The sequence below is a fragment of the Hyphomonas sp. genome (genome assembly GCF_016125515.1).
In the GTDB taxonomy this organism is placed as follows: domain Bacteria; phylum Pseudomonadota; class Alphaproteobacteria; order Caulobacterales; family Hyphomonadaceae; genus Hyphomonas.
The window spans coordinates 206,755-226,638 of record NZ_WGLO01000008.1; the positions used below are offsets into that span (position 1 = coordinate 206,755).

The window sequence follows — 19,884 nt, forward strand, 5'->3', positions numbered from 1 at the left end:
AACGGGGAAAATATGACGGACAGCAAGCTTCCGAGCGGAATCGATCGGGTCGTCGGACAGCGAATCCGGTGGCGTCGCCGCGAGTTGAAGCTGACCCAGGAACGGCTGGGTGAACTCCTTGAGCTGACGTTCCAGCAAGTCCAGAAATACGAGAAGGGTGTCAACCGAGTGTCGGCCGGGCGCCTCTATGAAATCGCCGGTGTGCTTGGCGTGCCGATCAGCTACTTCTTCGAAGGCGCGGAAGAGTTCCTGGATGCCGAACATGCAGAATTTGCCGAGGATGAGGACGAACCCCATGCCCCGGTGATGACGCCGGAAACGCTTGAGTTGATCTCGGCCTTCCACAAGATCGAAGACGTGTCGCTGCGTAAATCGCTGCTCAACACCGTGCGCGCGGCGGCTTCCGCCTTCGACAGTCGCTCCAGCGCCGACTGACGCGGCGCAAGATGAACAACGCTGATCACAAGGACCTCAGGGATCGCCCGATCCGCACCTTCGGCCGTACCGGCGGGCGGGCGTTGTCGCCGCGTCAGCAGGCTCTGTTCGACACGCGGCTCGATCACTGGCGCGTGCCTCCGCCGCTCCCAGCGCAATTTGCCCCGGACAGCCTCTTTGCGGGTGCGCCGCCCGTCTGGCTCGAGATCGGCTTTGGCGGCGGCGAACATCTGGTGGCGCAGGCCGGCGTGCATCCGGAGGTGGGCTTCATCGGCTGCGAACCCTTCGTCGAAGGTGTCGCCAAGGCGATTGCCGGGATCGAGGACAACCAGCTCGCCAATGTCCGACTTTGGCCGGATGATGCGCGCCTGTTGCTGGAGGCCCTCGCGCCGGCCTCGATTGCGCGGACCTTCATCCTGTTTCCGGATCCCTGGCCGAAACGGCGCCAGCAGAAACGCCGTCTGGTCCAGCCCGCTTTCCTGAATGCGCTCGCCCGCGTGCTGGCGCCGGGCGCTGCGGTGCGCTTTGCCACCGACGTGGCCAGCTATGCGGATGAGGCCTTGCTGGCCGTCCTCTCCAGCGGCCAGTTCGACTGGACGGCAGAGCGGGCCGATGACTGGCGCCTGGCGCCTGCGGATCATGTCACCACCCGCTACGAGACCAAGAAACTCGGGGATTGCGCGCCGGTCTTCCTGGATTTCCAGCGGCGCTGAGCCTGTGGATAATCTTGACGATTTGGCCGTTTTATGCGCTTATACCGACCATCGAAACCGGTCGGTCTGAATATCAAGACCCCGTCAGACCGACGGCAATGACTTTCCCTCCTCCGCTTTCGATGGGCACCAGCCCGTCGCAATCCCGCGACTGCTGCGGCCCGGTAACGGTAAAGGAAGGCCATAATGGCAACCGGAAAAGTTAAGTGGTTCAACGACCAAAAAGGTTTCGGCTTCATCAAGCCGGATGAAGGTGGTGCGGACGTTTTCGTTCACATTTCCGCCGTTGAGCGCTCTGGCCTGCGCACGCTCGCAGAAAACCAGGCCATCTCGTATGAGCTGCACAAGGACGAGCGCCGCGGCAAGACCTCGGCTGTGGATCTCAAGATCCTCTAAGCCTGTCGGCCCGCCAAGGTCAGGAAGCGGCGGTCCGGGAAACCGGGCCGCCGTTTTTCGTTTGGTTCAGCGCCCCCCTCGACATCGGGGCAAATCGCGACTATCTAGCCGCCAAGTCGAAATATATCGGCGGCGGGTCCGGAAACGGGTCCGCCGTTTTTCTTTATCCGGATTTGCCGCGCCGCGTATGATTGCACTGACTGAACAGGAACGCCGCCTGCTGGACCTGCTCCGCCCCGTTGCGGAAGGGCTTGGTATGGAAATCGTGCGCCTGCGGGTCTCCGGAGGCCGGCGCCCGCACCTGCAGATCATGGCCGAGCGGGCAGGGGGCGCGCCGACCGATGTGGAAGACTGCGCCCGGCTCAGCCGCGCGGTGTCGCCGGTGCTGGAAGCCGAGGATCCGATTTCGGAGGCCTATATCCTCGAGGTCTCGACGCCCGGCATCGACCGGCCGTTGACCCGTCCGGGCGATTTTGCGCGCTGGATCGGCCACGCGGCCCGGATCGAACTGGCGCGCCCGATTGATGGGCGCCGCCGGTTTACCGGCACCATCATGTCGGAAGACGAAGCCGGCGTGCATATCGAACTCGACGACGAGACCGAACTGGTCGCCGGCGTCCATGAAATGAGCCGGGCTAGCCTCGTGCTGACCGACGAATTGATCGAAGCGGCCCGCGCCAGCGGAAACCTGCCGCCCCAACCCGACGAAGACATGCTCGACGATTTTGAAATCGACGAGTCCGAAGACGAAACTGACGAAGAGACAGGAGATCTCCAATGACCACCGTAGGCGTATCCGCCAACCGGCTCGAAATCCTCCAGATCGCGAAAGCGGTCGCGGAAGAGAAGTCGATCGACCAGCGCATCGTGATCGAAGCGATGCAGGAGGCTATCGAGAAAGCCGCCAAGGCAAAGTACGGTCAGGAGCACGACATCCGCGCCCGGATCGATCCCGCGACCGGCGAGCAGACGCTGTGGCGCGTGCAGACCGTGGTCGGCGACGAAAACTTCGAAGACGAAGCCAAACAGCTGCGCCTGGCCGATGCCAAGAAGATCGATGTCACCCTCCAGATCGGCAGCGAACTGAAGGAAGAGCTTCCGCCCTTCGATTTCGGCCGTGTGGCGGCCCAGACCGCCAAGCAGGTGATCACGCAGAAAGTGCGCGATGCCGAGCGTGAACGTCAGTACAATGAGTACAAGGACCGTGTCGGCGAAGTCATCAACGGCATCGTCAAGCGCGTCGAGTACGGCCACGTGATCGTTGATCTCGGCCGCGCTGAGGGCATCATTCGCCGCAATGACGGTATCCCGCGCGAAAACTTCCAGCCGAACGACCGCGTCCGCGCCTATCTCTACAAGGTCAGCCGCGAGCTGAAAGGCCCGCAGATCTTCCTGTCGCGCGCCGCGCCGGACTTCATGCGCAAGCTGTTCGCCCAGGAAGTGCCGGAAGTCTATGAAGGCGTGATCCAGATCAAGGCCTGCGCCCGCGACCCGGGCAGCCGCGCCAAGATCGGCGTGATCTCCAACGATTCCTCGATCGATCCGGTCGGCGCCTGTGTCGGTATGCGCGGTGCGCGCGTCCAGGCCGTTGTCGGCGAACTGTCGGGCGAGAAGATCGACATCATTCCGTGGAACAATGACGCCGCCACGTTCATTGTGAACGCACTGCAGCCGGCCGAAGTGTCGAAAGTGGTACTCGATGAAGACGAGCGCCGCGTCGAGGTTGTGGTTGCGGACGACCAATTCCCGCTGGCTATCGGCCGGCGCGGCCAGAACGTCCGTCTTGCCTCCCAGCTCACCGGTTGGCAGATCGACCTGATCACCGAGTCGTCGGATTCGGAGCGCTACCAGAAAGAGTTCCAGGAGCGTACCGACCTGTTCATGAAAGCTCTGGATGCGGACGAAACGCTCGCCCAGCTCCTCGCTTCGGAAGGCTTCGAATCGGTCGAAGAGATCGCCTTTGTTGCGCCGGAAGACTTCATCACCATTGAAGGCTTCGACAAGGATGTGGCCGAAGAGCTGCAGGAACGCGCCCGCGAGTTCCTTGACCGTGTCGCCGCCGAGAACGATGCCAAGCGCCGTGAACTCGGCGTGGAAGATGCGGTGATGGAACTCGAAGGCATGACGCCCGCATTCGCCGTGAAGCTCGGCCAGGAAGGCGTGAAGACGGTGGAAGACGTCGCCGGCCTCGTGCCCGACGATATCACCGGCTATCGCGAGCCCGGTCCGGACGGCAAACCGGTCTGGGTCGAGGGCATCCTGAAGAAGGGCGAAATGCGCAAGGACGACGCCCAGATGTTCATCATGAAGGCACGCGTCCTCGCGGGCTGGATCGAACAGGAAGCGATCGACGCGATGCTCGCCGAACAGGCCAGCACCGAAGGCGCGGCACCGGAGCTGACGGAAGAGGAGCGCGCGCTCCTCGCCCTCGGCGAACTGGGCAACAATGACGACGACGACACCGACGCCCTTGCAGAGGAACTCGGTATCGACCTGGCAGACCTGCAGACGGAGGGCGGCGATGAAGAAGCCGTACCCGAGCAGTGAACCGGGTCTGATCCCCGACAATGAAATGGACAGCGACGGCGATGCTTCGGCATCGCCGGAGCGTCAGTGCGCGGTCACGCGGGAGCGCCTTCCCAAGGAGGCGATGCTCCGCTTTGTTCTGTCGCCGGACAATGTCGTAACGCCCGATCTTGCCGCCCGGCTGCCCGGACGCGGCGTCTGGGTCACGGCCGAGCGCCGGCATGTCGATACGGCCGCCGCAAAGGGCGCATTCGCGCGCGGGTTCAAGTCGGCCGTCACCGTGCCGCCAGACCTGTCGGACCTTACCGAACGCCTTCTTCTGAAGCGCTGCATCGAGCTCCTCGGCCTTGCCCGCAAGGCGGGGCAGGCGATCCAGGGCCACGACCAGGTGCGCGATGTCCTGCGCAATGAAGAGCCCGCCTTCCTGCTGGAAGCATCAGACGGGGCCGAGGATGGCCGCAAGAAGGTGTATTTTCTGGCGAAAGCCATATATAGCGCCGTGAAAGTGGCCGGAGCGCTCAACTCTCAGGAATTGGGCATGGCTTTCGGACGCGACCGTGTGATACACGGCCTCGTCCGTCGTGGTGCCATCGCGAAGAACTGGGAGACGGCCTATCGGCGTCTTGTCGGTTTTCGCCTGGCGCCGGAACTTGACTGGTTCCCAGAACCGGAACGGTAACGAAATCATGCCGGACGCATGGGCGGCCCGGCCAAGACTGTGATATGTAGGACGAATGAGCGATAACAACGATCAAGGCAATTCCGGTGGGCGCAAGCCGCTTACCGTCGTGCGGAAAACCTCCGGCACGGTGAAGCAGAGTTTCAGCCACGGCCGCTCCAAGCAGGTTGTGGTCGAAACGAAGAAGCGCCGTCCCGTCACCGCTGGCGGGGCGCCTGCGTCCGGCCAGCCTGCGGAGGCTGAGGCGCCGGCCAGCGAGTCGATGGAGGCCAAGCTCGTTGCGCTCGCCTCCAAGCTCGGCATCACCGTCGCCGAGCTGAAGGCCCGCCAGAAGGTGCTTGAGCAGCGCAAGGCTGAAGAAGCCGCGCGCGCCAAGGATGCCGAGAAGGAAAAGGCCGCCCAGGACCGTCTGCGCACCGAGCAGGAGCGCAAGGCCATGGAAGGCCGCGAACGCGAAGAGGCCGAAGCCCGCCGCAAGGCCGAGGAAGAAGCCCGCAAGGCCGCTGAGGCTGCTGCCGCCGCACAGCCGGTCGAGCGCGCCGCCAGCCCGCGTCCGCGCGCTGCTGCCGCCGTGCCGGCCGCCTCTGCGCCGGTCGAGGATGAAGATGCCGGCCGCGTCAAGCGGGGCGGCAAGGTTGCCAAGGATGATCGCGCCGGCGGTGACCGGGCCCGCGAAGCGGCTGCCCGCAGCCGTGATACCGGCGAACGCCGCCGTGGCAAGCTGACCATCGCATCGGCGCTCGGCGACGATGCCGACCGTCAGCGCTCGCTCGCCTCTGTGCGCCGTGCCCGCGAACGCGAACGCGAACGCAAGATGGGTGGCGCGGGTGACCGTGAGAAAGTCTCGATCGAAGTCACCTTGCCGGAAACCATCACGCTGCAGGATCTCGCCCAGCGCATGAACGAACGCGTCGCCGACGTCGTGAAGTTCATGTTCAAGCAGGGCGAAATGCTGCGCGGCAACGATATCGTCGATGCTGATACCGCAGAGCTGATCGCGGCCGAGTTCGGCCACACCGTGAAGCGCGTGTCGGAAGCCGACGTCGAGATCGGTCTCGAAGGCGAGGCCGATGATGAGGGCGAATTGCAGCCGCGTCCGCCGATCGTGACCATCATGGGCCACGTCGACCACGGCAAGACCTCGCTGCTCGACGCCCTGCGCAAGACCGATGTTGTCTCCGGCGAAGCCGGCGGCATCACGCAGCATATCGGTGCCTACCAGGTCCAGCTGAAATCCGGCGAACGCATCACCTTCCTCGACACACCGGGTCACGCGGCCTTCACGGCGATGCGCGCCCGCGGCGCGAACGCCACCGACATCGCGGTGCTCGTGGTTGCGGCGGATGACTCGATCATGCCGCAGACGGTGGAATCCATCAATCACGCCAAGGCGGCCGGTGTGCCGATCATCGTGGCGGTCACCAAGACCGACCTGCATGATGCCAACCCGGAAAAAGTGCTCACAGACCTCCTGCAGCACGACATCCAGGTCGAAGCCATGGGCGGCGCGACGCAGGCTGTGAAAGTCTCGTCGAAAACCGGCGCGGGCCTTGATGACCTGACCGATGCCATCACGCTGCAGGCCGAGATCCTCGAACTGAAGGCCAACCCCCACCGGGCTGCCGACGGTGTCGTGATCGAATCCAAGCTCGACAAGGGCCGCGGCCCGGTCGCCACCGTGCTCATCAAGCGCGGCACCCTGAAACGCGGCGACATCGTCGTGGCCGGCGCCCAGTGGGGCAAGGTGCGCGCACTCGTCGACGAGCGCGGCCAACAGCTCGGCGAAGCCGGCCCGTCGCTTCCGGTGGAAGTGCTGGGTCTAGATGGCGCGCCCGATCCGGGCGAGGCCCTCGTCGTGGTCGACAGCGAATCGCGTGCCCGGGAGATCACGGAATACCGTGCCCGGACGAAACGCCAGATTGCCGGCAATGCCGGTGTGGCCGCCCGCGTCTCGCTCGACCAGCTGCTCAGCCGCCTCAAGGATGGTGCTGTCGAAACCCGCGAACTGCCGATCGTGCTCAAGGCCGACGTGCAGGGTTCTGTCGAGGCCATCTCGATGTCGCTGGACAAGATCTCGACCGAGGAAGTCCGCGGACGTGTCGTCCACGGCGCTGTTGGCGGGATTTCCGAATCCGATGTCCTGCTGGCCAAGTCGTCGAGCGCGCCGATCTTCGCGTTCAACGTCCGCGCCAACAAGCAGGCCCGCGACCTCGCCGAGCGGGAAGGCGTGGAAATCCGCTACTATTCGGTGATCTACGACCTGATCGACGACGTCAAAGCGACCCTGTCGGGGATGCTGGCGCCCGAGAAGCGCGAAACCTTCCTTGGCTATGCCGACATCCTCGAGGTCTTCAACATCACGAAGACGGGTAAGGTCGCCGGTTGCCGGATTTCCGAAGGCAAGGTGCTTCGCGGTTGCGGTGTGCGCCTGCTGCGCGACAACGTGGTTATCCACGAAGGCCGCCTGAAAACGCTGAAGCGCTTCAAGGATGAGGTGACCGAAGTGAACGCGGGCATGGAATGCGGCATGGCCTTCGAGCGCTACGAAGACATTCGCGTCGGCGACAAGATTGAATGCTTCCAGGTAGAGGAAATTGCAAGGACACTCGCTTAATCTCTTCCGGATGAGCGAGTTACTTTCAGTTTCCGGGCGGCTGAAAAGCCGCGATTTAAAGCGTCTGATCCGGCTGAGCCGGAGCGGGACCGTCGGGCCGACCACGCTGTACTATGCCGGCCTCACGGCGCCGATCATCTCGGCCAGCGTGGCCCTGCTCGCCCAGGATACGGCCCGCTCGCTGGGCTGGGACGCCTATTCCCAGATGATGACCTCGGCAAGCCTGGCCGTGTTCGCTGGCATCACCTGGTATGTGATCTTCATGCGCTGGTCCTACCGCCACCGCCCGGGCCGGGGCACCGAGAGCAGCCACGAGACAAGCGTGGAGGCCTCGCCGGAGGGGCTGGTCGTGCGCCGGGGCGCGGTCGAGACCCGGATTGCCTGGGACGGTGTGCGCAAAGTGTCATCCAACAACGGACACCTTGCAGTGTTTGTGGAGGGCGCCGATATGCTGATCATCCCGGACGACTGGTTTGGGCGCGATTCCGCGCGCTGCGCCGCGTTCAAAGACTATGTGACCGCAAAGGTGAGCCGCTGATGGCCCGCAAGACTTCCACACCCGGCCTTCCGTCGCAGCGCCAGCTGCGCGCCGGGGAAATCATTCGCCACGCCCTGGCCGAGCTGATCGCCCGCGAGGATTTCCGCGATCCTGAACTGGCCGGTGTGCTGGTGACGGTCGGCGAAGTGCGCTGCTCGCCGGACCTGAAGCGTGCCAATATCTTCGTCACGCCGCTCGGTGACGATACGGAGGAAGGCCGCCAGAAACTCGCGGCGGCCCTGAACCGGGCGTCGGCTTTCCTGAGGGGCCGTTTGGGGCGCGAAATCGAGCTGAAATTCACGCCCGAGCTGCATTTCATCGCCGACAAATCGTATGATGAAGCCACCGCCATCGACCGGCTGCTGGCCGATCCGCGCGTGCGCCGCGACGTCGAAGGCTGACGCCGGCGCAGCTTTTGCCGCGTTTCTGCCTTGATGCTTTGTCATTTGACAGGGGCTCGCCCACTTCCGAGAGGGAGACTGGGCAGAAAGCCGGGGATTTAGGGCATGCAACGCCAGACGATTGATGAAGAAGGTGCGCGCCAGGGCGAAGTGTCCGCCGCATCGCTGCAATTGGGCGACGACACGATCGCCATTCGCCGCATCGCGACAATGAGTGTGGAGCGCCACGAGTTCTTCCCGTGGGACACGCCGGCCAATCGCAAGACCCAGAGCGTTTACGCTACCGCCTGCGTCGGTTTCCTGTTCTTCGGCCTTGTCGGCGTCGCCGCCTGGGCCGTAATGTCGGGCAATCCGGAAGCGGGCGTCCTCGCCCTGATGACCGGGGCCTTCCTAATGCTGGTCGGCCTCTTCCTCGGCACGCGGGCGGCGATGATCGCCATGCGGCTGAAGAAGAAGGAGCCCTATTACCGTCTGCTGATCGGCACGTCGGACGGGCGCCAGATCCCGCTGGTCGACAACAACCGGGAAGTCCTGGTGAAGATCCGCGATGTCATCCGTCACAAGATGGACACCGGCGACACGACGGTCACCGGCGATTTCGATCTCAACATTGACAGCGTGAACCTTCGCCTGCCGCGCGGTGCGGCCACGGCTGCCAGCCCGCGCGTCGTCATTCCGCCGCCGGTCGAGGATGACGACGACCTCCTGGATCCCAAGACGGTTTCCTGAGGCCGCCGCCAAAACCCGGGTCAGACGACGTTGAGATGCACGTCGATATTGCCGCGCGTTGCGTTCGAGTACGGGCAGACCTGATGCGTTTCATGCACTAGTGCCTCGGCTTCCGCGCGGTCCACGCCCGGCAGTGACACATCAAGCGCGACTTCGAGCGCGAAGCCTTTGCCTTTGGGATTCTGGCCGATGCCGACATGTGCGCGCACGGACGAATCCGCAGGCACCTTCACCCTCATCTGGCCGGCGACGAATTTCAGCGCTGAATGGAAACAGGCGGCATAGCCGGCGGCAAACAGCTGTTCCGGATTGGTGCCCGGCCCGCCCGCGCCGCCGAACTCCTTGACCGTGTCGAGCTGGACGCTGAGGCGCCCGTCATCGGTTTTCGCTTCGCCGGTGCGGCCACCGGAAGAGGTGGCGTGGGCTGTGTAGAGGACGTTCATCGGAGGCTCCTTTGCTTCAGGCTAAATATATAGAGAGCAATTAAATTGTGTACAAGACAATAAGCGGCTTTTTTGCCGTACCTGGCCCTTGCCCTAGCGTGCGCTCAGCGCGCTGCGCAGCTTCTTGAGCTTCTGGCGGAGGCTCTGGATCTCCGAGGGGGAGAACCCGCCCGCTTCGGCCAGCCTGACCGGAATGCACGCGGCCTTCGCCTTCAGCGCCCGGCCCTCCGGGGTCAGGCGCACCAGCACCTGGCGCTCGTCCTCGGCATTGCGGGTGCGGGTGACCAGGCCCGCCGCTTCGAGGCGTTTCAGCAGCGGCGTCAGCGTGCCGGAATCGAGGAACAGGCGTTCGCCCAGCCGGCTGACCGTCACGCCGTCCTCTTCCCACAGGCTGAGCATCGTCACGTATTGCGGATAGGTGAGGCCGATCTCGTCGAGCAGCGGTTTGTAGACCTTGGTCATCTGCAGCGAGGCCGAATAGAGCGCGAAGCAGAGCTGGTTGTCGAGAAGCAGGGGATCTTCGGTGTTCGTCATGGCGGGGCCCCGGTCTGGTCTGCTAAATATGGGGTGAAATGGCGATGACGCAATCGGATTGCGTGCAGTATGCAGCCCGGACGATTGACGCGGGCCGCAGGCACCGGGTATGCGCCCCCCAGAAGTGTTCCGATCCGGCCCCGCGTTCGACCCGCCCGTCCGGACCCAGTGGAGAGACCCCGTTGTCCCGTCAGAGAAAACGCAAGGGCGAGCCCGTCACGGGCTGGCTGAACCTTTTCAAGCCCGTCGACATGACCTCCACCCAGGCGGTGGCGATCATCAAGCGCCTGTTTAATGCCGAGAAGGTGGGCCATGGCGGCACGCTCGATCCGCTGGCGGACGGCATCCTGCCGATCGCGCTCGGCGAGGCGACCAAGACGGTCCAGTGGGCGATGGATGCGCACAAAGAATACGTCTTCACCATCCGCTGGGGCATTTCGACCGCCAGCCAGGACGCGGAAGGGGAGGCGACGGCCACCTCCGATGTCCGCCCCGGCCGCGAAGCGGTGGAAGCGGCGCTGAAGGCCTATGTCGGCACGATCCGCCAGATCCCCCCGAAATTCTCCGCCATCAAGGTGGACGGCGAGCGCGCCTATGACCTGGCCCGCGGCGGAGAGACGTTCGAGCTGGAAGCCCGCGAAGTGGATGTCCACGCGGCGACAGTGATCGGTATGCCGGATGCGGATCATTCGGTGATTCATGTCGTCTCCGGCAAGGGGTTCTATGTCCGCGCGATGGCCCGCGACATGGCGGCCGATCTCGGCGCCGAGGGCCATATCAGCCAGCTGCGGCGCACGCGCGTCGGCGCTTTCGATGCGGCCGGCGCCGTCTCCATCGCCGACCTCCAGGCGCTGGCGGATGACCGTCCGGCCCTGATGGCGCATCTGAAGCCCTTGCATGCTGTGCTCACCTCCATGCCGCAGGTCCAGATCAGCGCAAACGATGCCGGCAGCCTGCGCCAAGGCCGCACGATCATGCTGATGCCGCATGTCGTGGAAGCCTGGCGTGCGGGCCGCAGCGATGATGACGACCGGTTGGCGCTGGCCCTCGCCGGCGACGACGCGGTCGCCCTCGGCGAAGTACGCGCCGGCCATTTCGAGCCGGTGCGTGTGTTCGCAGGCTGATCGCGCTTAAAGCGTCGCCATGTCGATGACGAAGCGGTACTTCACTTCGCCCTTGACCACGCGGTCATAGGCGGGGTTCACGTCCTTCATGTTGATCATCTCGATGTCGCAGACGATGCCGTGCTCGGCGCAGAAGTCGAGCATCTCCTGCGTCTCTGCGATGCCGCCGATGCCGGAGCCCGCGACGCGGCGGCGGTTGGCGAGCAGCAGGCCACCATGCATCGGCTCCAGCGGTTCGATGGCGCCGACGATGACCATCGTGCCGTTGCGGGCGAGCAGGCCGAGATAGGGATTGAGATCGTGCTTCACCGGCACGGTGTTGAGCAGGAAGTTGAAACTGCCGAGATGGGATTTCATCTGTGCACGGTCGGTCGAGACGAGCACATCCTTCACGCCGAGACGGCGGGCGTCTTCGCCCTTTTCCGGTGAGGTGGTGATCATTACCACATCGGCGCCCATCGCCACCGCGAACTTGATGCCCATATGGCCAAGGCCGCCGAGACCGATGACGCCGACCTTGTCGCCTTTCTTGACGCCCCAATGCTTGAGCGGCGACCAGCTGGTGATACCGGCGCAGAGCAGGGGCGCGGCTGCGGCAGGATCGAGCTTCTCCGATATCTTCAGCACGAATTCGTCGCGTACGACGATCTGTTTTGAATAGCCCCCGAAGGTCGGCCCGCCAATCACCGGCTCGGTGCCCCCATAGGTGCCGACCGAGCCTTTCTCGCAATACTGCTCGTCGCCGTCATGGCAGGCCGGGCATTTGAGACAGGCATCGACGAGACAGCCGACCCCGACCAGATCGCCCACCTTGTGTTTCGTTACCTTCGGGCCGATTTCGCGCACCCGGCCGACGATCTCGTGGCCCGGCACGAAAGGATAGCGCGAGCGGCCCCATTCATTGCGGGCTGCGTGGATATCGGAATGGCAGATGCCGCAATGCGTGATGTCGATCAGCACATCGTCCGGCTGCAGGTTCCGGCGCGTGATCTCGAAGGGTTTCAGCGGTTCGGTGGCGCCCTGCGTGGCGTAAGCGGCAACCTGCATGTTCGTGTCCTCCCGGTTCGTTTTGTTGGACCCAGCGTTTCACTTGCGGGCGGCTGTGTCCAGCAAGGACCGGAGTGCAGGCAGCACATGCGGCCGGTACGGCGGGGGTCGTCCGGTGCGTGTGGCCCCATTCGTGAGACGGCGTGCGGCGCTAGGACGAGTCCGGGCAGGGCGCGCCCGGCAACTCGCACTCCAGCGCCCCCAGCGGTCCACGACGCGGGCGAGACGGTTCGCCATCAGATTGAGCAGCGCGCCGATGCCCGCCAGCGTGAACACGGGCACGATGGCGAGCTGGATGATATGGGCGATGTCTTCAGGGACGGGGGGTGGGGGTCATGGTGCGGGTCCAGAGCGAATCTCGCTGCAGCGTACGCTGAACGGCGCCGGAATCACCCCCACCCCTTCCCATAGCCCCCCATTTGAGTCATAAGCCCGCTTTTGGGGCGGAGGCTTGCCTCTTGACCCTGCTGGACGACATCCCGGCTGTGGCCAATTGAACAGGGCCGTTCCCAAAAAATCCCGCCAATTCAGGCGTTTATAGAAACCAGCGCCCTTGGGCGCGAAACCAGAAGGCTATCCGATGTCGATTACCCCTGAGAAGAAACAAGAGCTCATCAAGCAGTTCGCCACGAAACCGGGCGACACGGGCTCGCCGGAAGTGCAGGTCGCGATCCTGACCTATCGCATCAACAACCTGACCGACCACTTCAAATCCAACAAGAAAGACAACCACTCCCGCCGGGGTCTGCTGACCATGGTCGCCACCCGCCGGAAGCTCCTTGACTACGTCAAGGGCAAGGATGAGGCGCGTTACACGAAGCTCATCACGGAACTCGGCATCCGCCGCTAGGTCCGAAACAAGCCCGCCGGGCAATAGGGCCGCGGCGGGCTTTTTGTATGTGAAAGAAAGACAGACATGTTCAATACGCAATCCGTGTCGCTGGAATGGGCCGGCCGCACACTCACAATCGAGACGGGCCATGTGGCGCGTCAAGCCGATGGCGCCGTCATGGTTACCTATGGCGAAACCACGGTTCTCGCGACCGCCGTCTACGCAAAGTCGGCCAAGCCGGGACAGGACTTCTTCCCGCTGACCGTCAACTACCAGGAAAAATACTTCGCATCGGGCCGCATCCCCGGCGGCTTCTTCAAGCGTGAAGGCCGCCCGACCGAGAAAGAGACGCTGACCTCGCGCCTCATCGACCGCCCGATCCGCCCGCTCTTCGTCAAAGGCTTCAAGAACGAAGTCCAGGTTGTCGTCACCGTGCTCTCGTATGACCTCGAGAACGATGCAGACGTTGTTGGCATGATCGGCGCGTCTGCCGCGCTCGTGCTGTCGGGTGCCCCGTTCATGGGCCCGATCGGCGCGGCCCGCGTCGGCTACATCAACGGCGAATACGTCATCAACCCGACCATCGCCGAACTCGAAGACTCCGATCTTGACCTCGTCCTCGCCGGCACCGCCGACGCCGTGATGATGGTGGAATCGGAAGCCTACGAACTTTCAGAAGAAGTGATGCTCGGCGCCGTTGTCGCCGGTCATGACGCGATGCAGCCGGTGCTAGATGCGATCATCGCGCTCGCCGAGAAAGCCGCGAAAGAGCCGTTCGAATTCCAGGCCGAAGACAATTCCGGTGCCGTCAAGGCGATCGAGAAAATCGTCGGCAAGGACCTGTCGAAAGCCTACAAGATCACCGCGAAAGCCGAGCGCTATGCCGCTGTCGGCGAAGCCCGCGACAAGGCGAAAGCCGCCCTCGTCGGAACCGCGGAAGCGCCCGGCGAAATGTCGGAAGAGCTGTTCAAGGCTGCCTTCAAGGAAGCCGAAGCTTCGGTCGTGCGCGGCGACATCCTGAAAACGGGTGAGCGCATCGACGGCCGCAAGCTGGACCAGATCCGTCCGATCGTCGCCGAGGCAGGTTTCCTGCCCCGCACGCACGGCTCGGCCCTGTTCACGCGCGGCGAAACGCAGGCGATCTGCGTGACCACGCTCGGAACGTCCGATGACGAACAATACATCGACGGCCTGGACGGCACCCGCAAAGAGAAGTTCATGCTGCACTACAATTTCCCGCCCTACTCGGTCGGGGAGACGGGCCGCATGGGCGGCGCTGGCCGCCGCGAGATTGGCCACGGCAAGCTCGCCTGGCGCGCGCTGCAGGCTGTCCTGCCCAAGCATGAAGACTTTCCGTACACGATCCGTCTCGTCTCCGAGATCACCGAGTCCAACGGCTCGTCCTCGATGGCGACGGTCTGCGGTTGCTCCCTCGCCATGATGGATGCCGGTGTGCCGATCGCACGGCCGGTCTCGGGCATCGCGATGGGTCTGATCCTTGAAGGCAAGGACTTTGCTGTCCTTTCCGACATCCTCGGCGACGAAGACCACCTCGGCGACATGGACTTCAAGGTGGCCGGTACCGCCAATGGCGTCACCTCGCTGCAGATGGACATCAAGGTTGCCGGCATCACCCGCGAGATCATGGGCAAGGCCCTCGATCAGGCGAAAGGTGGCCGTGAGCACATCCTCGGCGAAATGGCGAAGGCCCTCACCGCTTCGCGCGGCAAACTGGCTGAAACCGCGCCGCAGATGGAAATCATGAAAGTGCCGACCGACAAGATCCGCGACGTGATCGGTTCGGGCGGCAAGGTCATCCGCGGCATCGTCGACGAGACGGGCGCGAAGGTGAACATCGATGATGACGGCACCGTCCAGATCTCGGCGCTCGACCGCAAGTCGATCGACGCGGCGATCAAGATGATCAAGGGCATCGTGGCTGAGCCGGAAGTCGGCGAGATCTACGAAGGCAAGGTCGTCTCGATGAAGGACTTCGGCATCTTCGTGAACTTCTTCGGTCCGAAGGACGGCCTCGTCCACGTCTCGCAGATGGCCAACAAGCGCGTCGGCCATCCGAAAGAGATGGTGAAAGAAGGCGACAAGGTCTGGGTCAAGCTGATGGGCTTCGATGAGCGCGGCAAGGTCCGCCTCTCCATGAAGGTCGTCGACCAGGAGACCGGCAAGGAAATCGAAGGCGCTGAAGCCGGCGCCGAAGAATAAGTCCTGCCACAGGACAGAAGCAGGGAAGGGCCGCTCCTCGTGGGGCGGCCCTTTTTCATGGGCGTATGTTTGAGGTGCCCAGCGCTGCTGCGGCGGCCGCGATGGCGCGGGCGACATCGGCCTTATTCGTCCGCCAGCTGACGACGCTGACGCGCATCACGCGTCGCCCGTTCCAGGTGGTGCCCGAGAAGAAGGCCTCTCCGGACGCATTGATCCGGGCGATCACGGCATCCGTGAACCGGTCATTCTCTGTGTCGCTCCGCCCCGGTTCCTCGAACCGCACAAGTCCCTGGTTCAGGGACGGCGTATTGAGCGCGCGCGCACCGGGCAGGGCGCCGATGCCTTCAACAATCGCCCGGCAATGCCGGCAGCAGCGCTCGACGAGTTCTGCGACGCCTTCGCGCCCGAGTTCCTGCAGGGCGACGTAAACCGGGATGGCCCGCGCGCGCCGGGACAGTTCGAGGTTCCAGTCGTTCGGATCGCGCGCCTCACCGCTCGGTGACAGATACGCCGCGCCCATCGACATGGCGGCCCGATGCGCGTCGGCGTCGCGGACAAGGGCGATGCCGCAATCATAGGGGACGTTCAGCCATTTGTGGCCGTCCGTCGCCCAGCTGTCGGCGCCGTCGATGCCATCGGTCATTGCACGGAGTTTCGGGCTGACGCGGGCAAACAGGCCGAAGGCCCCATCGACATGAACCCAGGCGCCGGCGCGCCTGGCAAGCGGGATGAGGACCGAAAAGTCGTCGAAGGTGCCCACGTTCAGGTCTGCCGCGTTGAGGCAGACGATCGTCGGGGCGGCGCCTTCTGCGAGGCGGCGCTCCAGGTCGCGGGCCGACATGTCGCCCATCGGGCCTGTCTCGACATCGACCAGGCTGTTCTGGCCGAGGCCGAGATAGCGGGCCGCGGCATCGATTGACTTGTGCCGGTTCTGACTCGTCAGGACGCGGATTGCCGGCGCGCCGGAGAGGCCTTGCATCTCCACATCCCACCCGCGCGCCGCGAGCATGCGGTGGCGCGCTGCCGAAAGGCAGACTACATGCGCCAGCTGGCAACCGGTCGTGAAGGCGAAGGAGGACTCGCGCGGCAAGTCGAACAACTCCTTCAGCCACGCGCCGGTGATGTCCTCGATCATCGCGGCCGCCGGCGCGACGCTGTAGAGGCCGACATTCTGGTCCCAGGCCGAGACAAGCCAGTCTGCCGCCAGCGCGCCCGGCAATCCGCCGGACATCACCCAGCCGTAGAACCGACCGCCCGTATTGGCATTGAGGCCGCCGCGCGTGTTGGCTGCGAGGGCGTCAATGAGGGCTGCCGGATCGCCCGGCTGCTCGGGCAGGGGGCCGCCGAGGGCCTTGCGCAGGTCTGCGGCGGTGGCGGTCGCGCCTGCCGGCGCTGTGTCCAGTTGGTCCAGCCACACGCGCGCGTGGGCGATGGCCCGGTCGAGCGGATCGGTCATGCCTGTCTCCCTTGCGCCAGTCATACGACGCACGGCACGGCGTGCCACCCGGAAAGTGTTGGGGCAAGGCGCGCGCTTTTCCGTTGAAGGTTCTCTGTATTTGCCGCTAAAGGCGCTGCATGACCAAACGCAAATCTTTCCTCATTGCGATGTCCGGCGGGTCCGGATCGGGCAAGTCGACGCTGGCTGTGGCGCTGCTGGAGCGGCTCGGGCCCGGCAAGGCGGTGATGTTCGGCGAGGACGCCTACTACCACCCGATGAGTCATTACGGCTCGCCGAAGACCGAGGAAGAGCGTCACGCCCTTGTCGCCGGCATCAACTATGACGACCCGAAATCCAAGGAAGTCGACCATCTCGTCTCCGACCTGAAAGCCCTAAAGGCCGGCGAGGCGGTGGAGCAGCCGATCTACGACTATGACCGCCATGACCGCTCGGCCCGGACGCGCCGGATCGAGTCCGCCCCCGTCCTGATCCTGGAGGGCATCCACGCGCTGTCGATGCCGAAGATCCGCAACCTCATCGACCTGTCGGTCTATGTCGATACGCCCGATGACCTGCGTCTCGCGCGGCGCATCCGCCGCGATGTCATCGAGCGCGGCCGCACGGTCGACTCGGTGCTGTTGCAATACATGTCCACGGTCCGCGCCGCGCACTACCGCTTCACCTATCCGGCCATGTTCGAGGCCGATCTGGTGATCGCGGATGAAGGCGTGCCGGCCTATGGCGACGTGAAGCCTTCGGCCGATGCCATCGAGCGGATGCTTGCACCGGTGCTGGCGCGCCTGCAGACGGCCGGCGTCATCTGACCTGCCATCCGGGCGGTGAACGCAGCCGCGAAGCGTGCTAGGCTCGCCTGCGCATGTACAGGTTCCTGCTCCTTGTCCTGACGGGTCTGACCGGCTTGCCGGCGTTCGCCTGCGACCTGCATCTGGAGGGCCGCCCGCCTGAAGTGGCAGGCTATGTGGAGACCGCAGAGGCCTGCCTGAGGGCGCCGCCGGAGGGCTTCCTGTTCGATGCCGAGCTTGAAGGGGGTTTCCTGCGCCTCGTGAACGAAGAACGCCGCGCCGCGGGGCTCGCGCCGGTGCAGATGCGACCCGAACTGCGCGGCGCCGCGCGCTTCCATTCGCTCGACATGGCGGTCAACGGCTTCTTCGGCCATAACGGACCGGATGGTCATGACGGGGTGTACCGCATCGCTGCGCTCGACCGGACGGCGCTGGTGGATTTCTCGGCAGAGAATGTCGCGACCGTCTCGAAAGGCTCCGGCCGGATCGATCCGGATTTCGCGCTGCAGCGCCTGCACAACAACCTGATGAACAGCCCCGGCCACCGCGCCAACATCCTGCATCCCAAGGCAACGCATGTGGCCTTCGGCGTGGTGCGCACTCGCGGCGGCGTCTGGGTGACGCAGCTGTTCCTCAGCCTCTCGGGCACGCTGCCGGAGGCGGCGCCGCTGCGCCTGTCCGCCACCTCGCGCCTGCGCGCGCCGCGCGGGTTGGACGGGTGGCAGTTCGTGCGTTTTGATCTGGTCACGGAGGAAGGCGAGGCGGGGCCCGCCGTCGCCCTGCCGCCGCGCCGGGGCGATGCCCGGCTCGCCGCCTACGCCACCCAGCCCGGCGATGACGCGCTGTCTTATTACTGGATCCGGTTCCTGGGCCCCGCCGTCACCGTCACGCCCTGAGCGGGCTCACAGCCAGCTGGCGATCGCTTCGAGCGGCTTCTTGATCAACGCGTGCTTCGGCACCACCGCGCCGTCGGCAGGGTGTCCCGCCACAAGGATCAGGAACGGCTTCTCCGTTTCGGGGCGCCCGCATATACCATTCAGGAAGGCCATCGGGTTCGGCGTGTGCACCAGCGTCGCCAGCCCCGCCATCTGGCAGGCGGCGATCAACAGGCCGGTCGCGATGCCGACACTTTCATGGATGTAGTAGTTCTTCCGGTCTTCGCCCGCCTGCACGCCGCCCCGGCGCTGCGCGAATATGCAGATGAGCCAGGGCGCCGTTTCCATGTAGGGCTTGTCGGCATCGGTGCCGATCGGCGCCAAGGCTTCCAGCCAGTCTTCGCCCGCTTTGCCGGAATAGAAGGCGCGCTCTTCGGCTTCGGCGGCGAGGCGGATCTCGCGTTTCTTCTGTGCGCTGCCGACGCACGCAAAGAACCAGGGCTGATGATTGGCGCCCGACGGCGCGCGGGCGGCAGTGCGGATGCAGGCTTCGATCACGGCGCGGTCGACCGGTTTGTCCGAGAACTGACGAACTGAACGGCGCGACGACATGGTATCATGGAAGGCCGCCGCCCGCGCTTGCATCTCGGACGCCGTGTAGACCGGAAATCCGGTCAACGGCACATGCGTTTCGGGCGACGTCTTCACGGGCTTGCCTGAAGGTAAGCGGCGCGCGTCAGCAATTTCGAGACGGCGAAGTCCATGTAGCAAGAATGTGAAATATGGCGCGCCGGCAGGCCGGGCTGTTTCACTTCCGCCATGTAATAGGCTGAATCCGGCGGACACAGCCATTCCTCACGCCCGTACGCGTCGATCTCGTTCAGCGGCACGGAATGGCTCAGGCGGTCCGGCCCGTTGAGGAAGCAGGGGTCGGCGAGGAAGGCATCGAGCTCTGCTGCCGCGCCGGCCTCCAGCGCGGAGGTCAGGTAGGGCGGTGGCGGCGGCGAAGGTGGCTCGGGCGTCCAACCCTCGAATCCCGGCAACAGGTTCCCATCGGCATCGACCGGCGGGGGAGGTGGGGGCGGCGGAGGCGGCGCCCCGTAATTGATATTGTTCGTCGCGACCTGCCAGGTTCCGGCTGCATCTTTCCAGAGCGTGACGCGCGAATCGAGCGGCCACATGCCGGTCGGCGGAACGCGCACGCGCAGGCGCGTTGCGGCGTCTTCTGCGCCAGGCGGCAGCGGCGTGGCGGCCGTGTATTCAAGAATCCAGGCGGCGCTTTCGGCTTCGTCGGCCGCGTTGGCGGCCTTGATTTTAGCCACGTCGAACTGAGCGGCACCGGCACAGACCGTGCCGTCCGCCGCCAGCAGCTGCAGAGGGGCGGGCCGGGTCTGGCAACCCGCCAGCACAAGGGCGAGGGCAATCAACGGCGTCGTCAGACAACTTGCACCGCGCAACATGGAAGGCCCCCGCTGGATGGACCGCCGGAACGTCCTGCAATTTACCGGGCGAGGCAAGAGGGGCGCGCCGCACAGTT

General features: G+C 64.7%; 22 protein-coding genes. 15 read left to right on the plus strand and 7 right to left on the minus strand.

Annotated features, from left to right (window positions below; translation table 11 throughout):
• The first annotated feature begins 12 nt into the window (after nt 1-12).
• From GC148_RS07410 to GC148_RS07455, 10 genes are all read left to right on the plus strand, one after another.
• Nucleotides 13-435, plus strand: coding sequence for a helix-turn-helix domain-containing protein (locus GC148_RS07410; RefSeq protein WP_291070029.1), 423 nt, complete (start codon nt 13-15; stop codon nt 433-435).
• An 11-nt stretch (nt 436-446) separates the two neighbouring features.
• Nucleotides 447-1,148, plus strand: coding sequence for a tRNA (guanosine(46)-N7)-methyltransferase TrmB (gene trmB / locus GC148_RS07415; protein ID WP_291070030.1), 702 nt, complete (start codon nt 447-449; stop codon nt 1,146-1,148).
• Nucleotides 1,149-1,334: 186 nt separating this feature from the next.
• On the plus strand, nt 1,335-1,544 hold the full coding sequence (locus GC148_RS07420; RefSeq protein WP_291070031.1) for a cold-shock protein: 210 nt from the start codon (nt 1,335-1,337) through the stop codon (nt 1,542-1,544).
• A gap of 187 nt (nt 1,545-1,731) precedes the next feature.
• Nucleotides 1,732-2,325, plus strand: coding sequence for a ribosome maturation factor RimP (gene rimP / locus GC148_RS07425; RefSeq protein ID WP_291070032.1), 594 nt, complete (start codon nt 1,732-1,734; stop codon nt 2,323-2,325).
• Nucleotides 2,322-4,091 (plus strand): transcription termination factor NusA, encoded by a 1,770-nt coding sequence (gene nusA, locus GC148_RS07430; protein WP_291070033.1) that lies wholly within the window; start codon nt 2,322-2,324, stop codon nt 4,089-4,091. Before rimP ends, nusA begins: the two co-directional genes overlap by 4 nt.
• A complete protein-coding gene (locus GC148_RS07435; RefSeq protein WP_291070034.1) occupies nt 4,066-4,749 on the plus strand; it encodes an RNA-binding protein in 684 nt (227 codons plus the stop codon). Before nusA ends, GC148_RS07435 begins: the two co-directional genes overlap by 26 nt.
• A gap of 55 nt (nt 4,750-4,804) precedes the next feature.
• On the plus strand, nt 4,805-7,363 hold the full coding sequence (gene infB / locus GC148_RS07440; RefSeq protein ID WP_291070035.1) for a translation initiation factor IF-2: 2,559 nt from the start codon (nt 4,805-4,807) through the stop codon (nt 7,361-7,363).
• Between the two features lie 10 nt (nt 7,364-7,373).
• Nucleotides 7,374-7,901, plus strand: coding sequence for a YcxB family protein (locus tag GC148_RS07445; protein WP_291070036.1), 528 nt, complete (start codon nt 7,374-7,376; stop codon nt 7,899-7,901).
• Nucleotides 7,901-8,302 (plus strand): 30S ribosome-binding factor RbfA, encoded by a 402-nt coding sequence (gene rbfA / locus GC148_RS07450; RefSeq protein WP_291070037.1) that lies wholly within the window; start codon nt 7,901-7,903, stop codon nt 8,300-8,302. The genes GC148_RS07445 and rbfA overlap by 1 nt, the downstream gene beginning before the upstream one ends.
• A gap of 105 nt (nt 8,303-8,407) precedes the next feature.
• Nucleotides 8,408-9,031 (plus strand): hypothetical protein, encoded by a 624-nt coding sequence (locus GC148_RS07455; protein WP_291070038.1) that lies wholly within the window; start codon nt 8,408-8,410, stop codon nt 9,029-9,031.
• 20 nt (nt 9,032-9,051) lie between these two features.
• On the opposite strand, the gene GC148_RS07460 is transcribed toward GC148_RS07455, so the two are convergent.
• Entirely contained in the window at nt 9,052-9,474 is a 423-nt protein-coding gene (locus GC148_RS07460) for an organic hydroperoxide resistance protein (protein ID WP_291070039.1), read from the minus strand.
• Between the two features lie 93 nt (nt 9,475-9,567).
• Complete coding sequence (locus GC148_RS07465; protein ID WP_291070040.1) at nt 9,568-10,008, minus strand: MarR family transcriptional regulator; 441 nt, start codon at nt 10,006-10,008, stop codon at nt 9,568-9,570.
• Nucleotides 10,009-10,190: 182 nt separating this feature from the next.
• On the opposite strand from GC148_RS07465, the gene truB reads away from it, so the two are divergent.
• Nucleotides 10,191-11,132 (plus strand): tRNA pseudouridine(55) synthase TruB, encoded by a 942-nt coding sequence (gene truB / locus GC148_RS07470; RefSeq protein WP_291070041.1) that lies wholly within the window; start codon nt 10,191-10,193, stop codon nt 11,130-11,132.
• Between the two features lie 6 nt (nt 11,133-11,138).
• Here truB and GC148_RS07475 read toward each other — a convergent pair whose 3' ends face one another.
• Nucleotides 11,139-12,179, minus strand: coding sequence for an NAD(P)-dependent alcohol dehydrogenase (locus tag GC148_RS07475; protein ID WP_291070042.1), 1,041 nt, complete (start codon nt 12,177-12,179; stop codon nt 11,139-11,141).
• A gap of 39 nt (nt 12,180-12,218) precedes the next feature.
• Nucleotides 12,219-12,488, minus strand: coding sequence for a DUF2721 domain-containing protein (locus tag GC148_RS15925; protein WP_366063420.1), 270 nt, complete (start codon nt 12,486-12,488; stop codon nt 12,219-12,221).
• A 271-nt stretch (nt 12,489-12,759) separates the two neighbouring features.
• On the opposite strand from GC148_RS15925, the gene rpsO reads away from it, so the two are divergent.
• Nucleotides 12,760-13,029, plus strand: a complete 270-nt coding sequence (rpsO, locus tag GC148_RS07480; protein WP_291070043.1) for a 30S ribosomal protein S15 — start codon at nt 12,760-12,762, stop codon at nt 13,027-13,029.
• Nucleotides 13,030-13,095: 66 nt separating this feature from the next.
• The gene (gene pnp, locus GC148_RS07485; RefSeq protein WP_291070044.1) at nt 13,096-15,231 is read left to right on the plus strand and encodes a polyribonucleotide nucleotidyltransferase; all 2,136 of its coding nucleotides are present in this window, start codon (nt 13,096-13,098) and stop codon (nt 15,229-15,231) included.
• 55 nt (nt 15,232-15,286) lie between these two features.
• On the opposite strand, the gene GC148_RS07490 is transcribed toward pnp, so the two are convergent.
• Entirely contained in the window at nt 15,287-16,687 is a 1,401-nt protein-coding gene (locus GC148_RS07490; RefSeq protein ID WP_291070045.1) for a pyridoxal-dependent decarboxylase, read from the minus strand.
• A gap of 119 nt (nt 16,688-16,806) precedes the next feature.
• Between GC148_RS07490 and udk the strand changes: the two genes are divergently transcribed.
• Together udk and GC148_RS07500 are read left to right on the plus strand one after the other, a co-directional pair.
• A complete protein-coding gene (udk, locus tag GC148_RS07495) occupies nt 16,807-17,493 on the plus strand; it encodes a uridine kinase (RefSeq protein WP_291070046.1) in 687 nt (228 codons plus the stop codon).
• Nucleotides 17,494-17,546: 53 nt separating this feature from the next.
• The gene (locus GC148_RS07500) at nt 17,547-18,368 is read left to right on the plus strand and encodes a CAP domain-containing protein (RefSeq protein ID WP_291070047.1); all 822 of its coding nucleotides are present in this window, start codon (nt 17,547-17,549) and stop codon (nt 18,366-18,368) included.
• A gap of 6 nt (nt 18,369-18,374) precedes the next feature.
• Here GC148_RS07500 and GC148_RS07505 read toward each other — a convergent pair whose 3' ends face one another.
• Nucleotides 18,375-18,992, minus strand: a complete 618-nt coding sequence (locus GC148_RS07505; protein ID WP_366063422.1) for a nitroreductase family protein — start codon at nt 18,990-18,992, stop codon at nt 18,375-18,377.
• A 59-nt stretch (nt 18,993-19,051) separates the two neighbouring features.
• Nucleotides 19,052-19,807, minus strand: a complete 756-nt coding sequence (locus GC148_RS07510) for a hypothetical protein (protein ID WP_291070049.1) — start codon at nt 19,805-19,807, stop codon at nt 19,052-19,054.
• Nucleotides 19,808-19,884 lie beyond the last annotated feature (77 nt).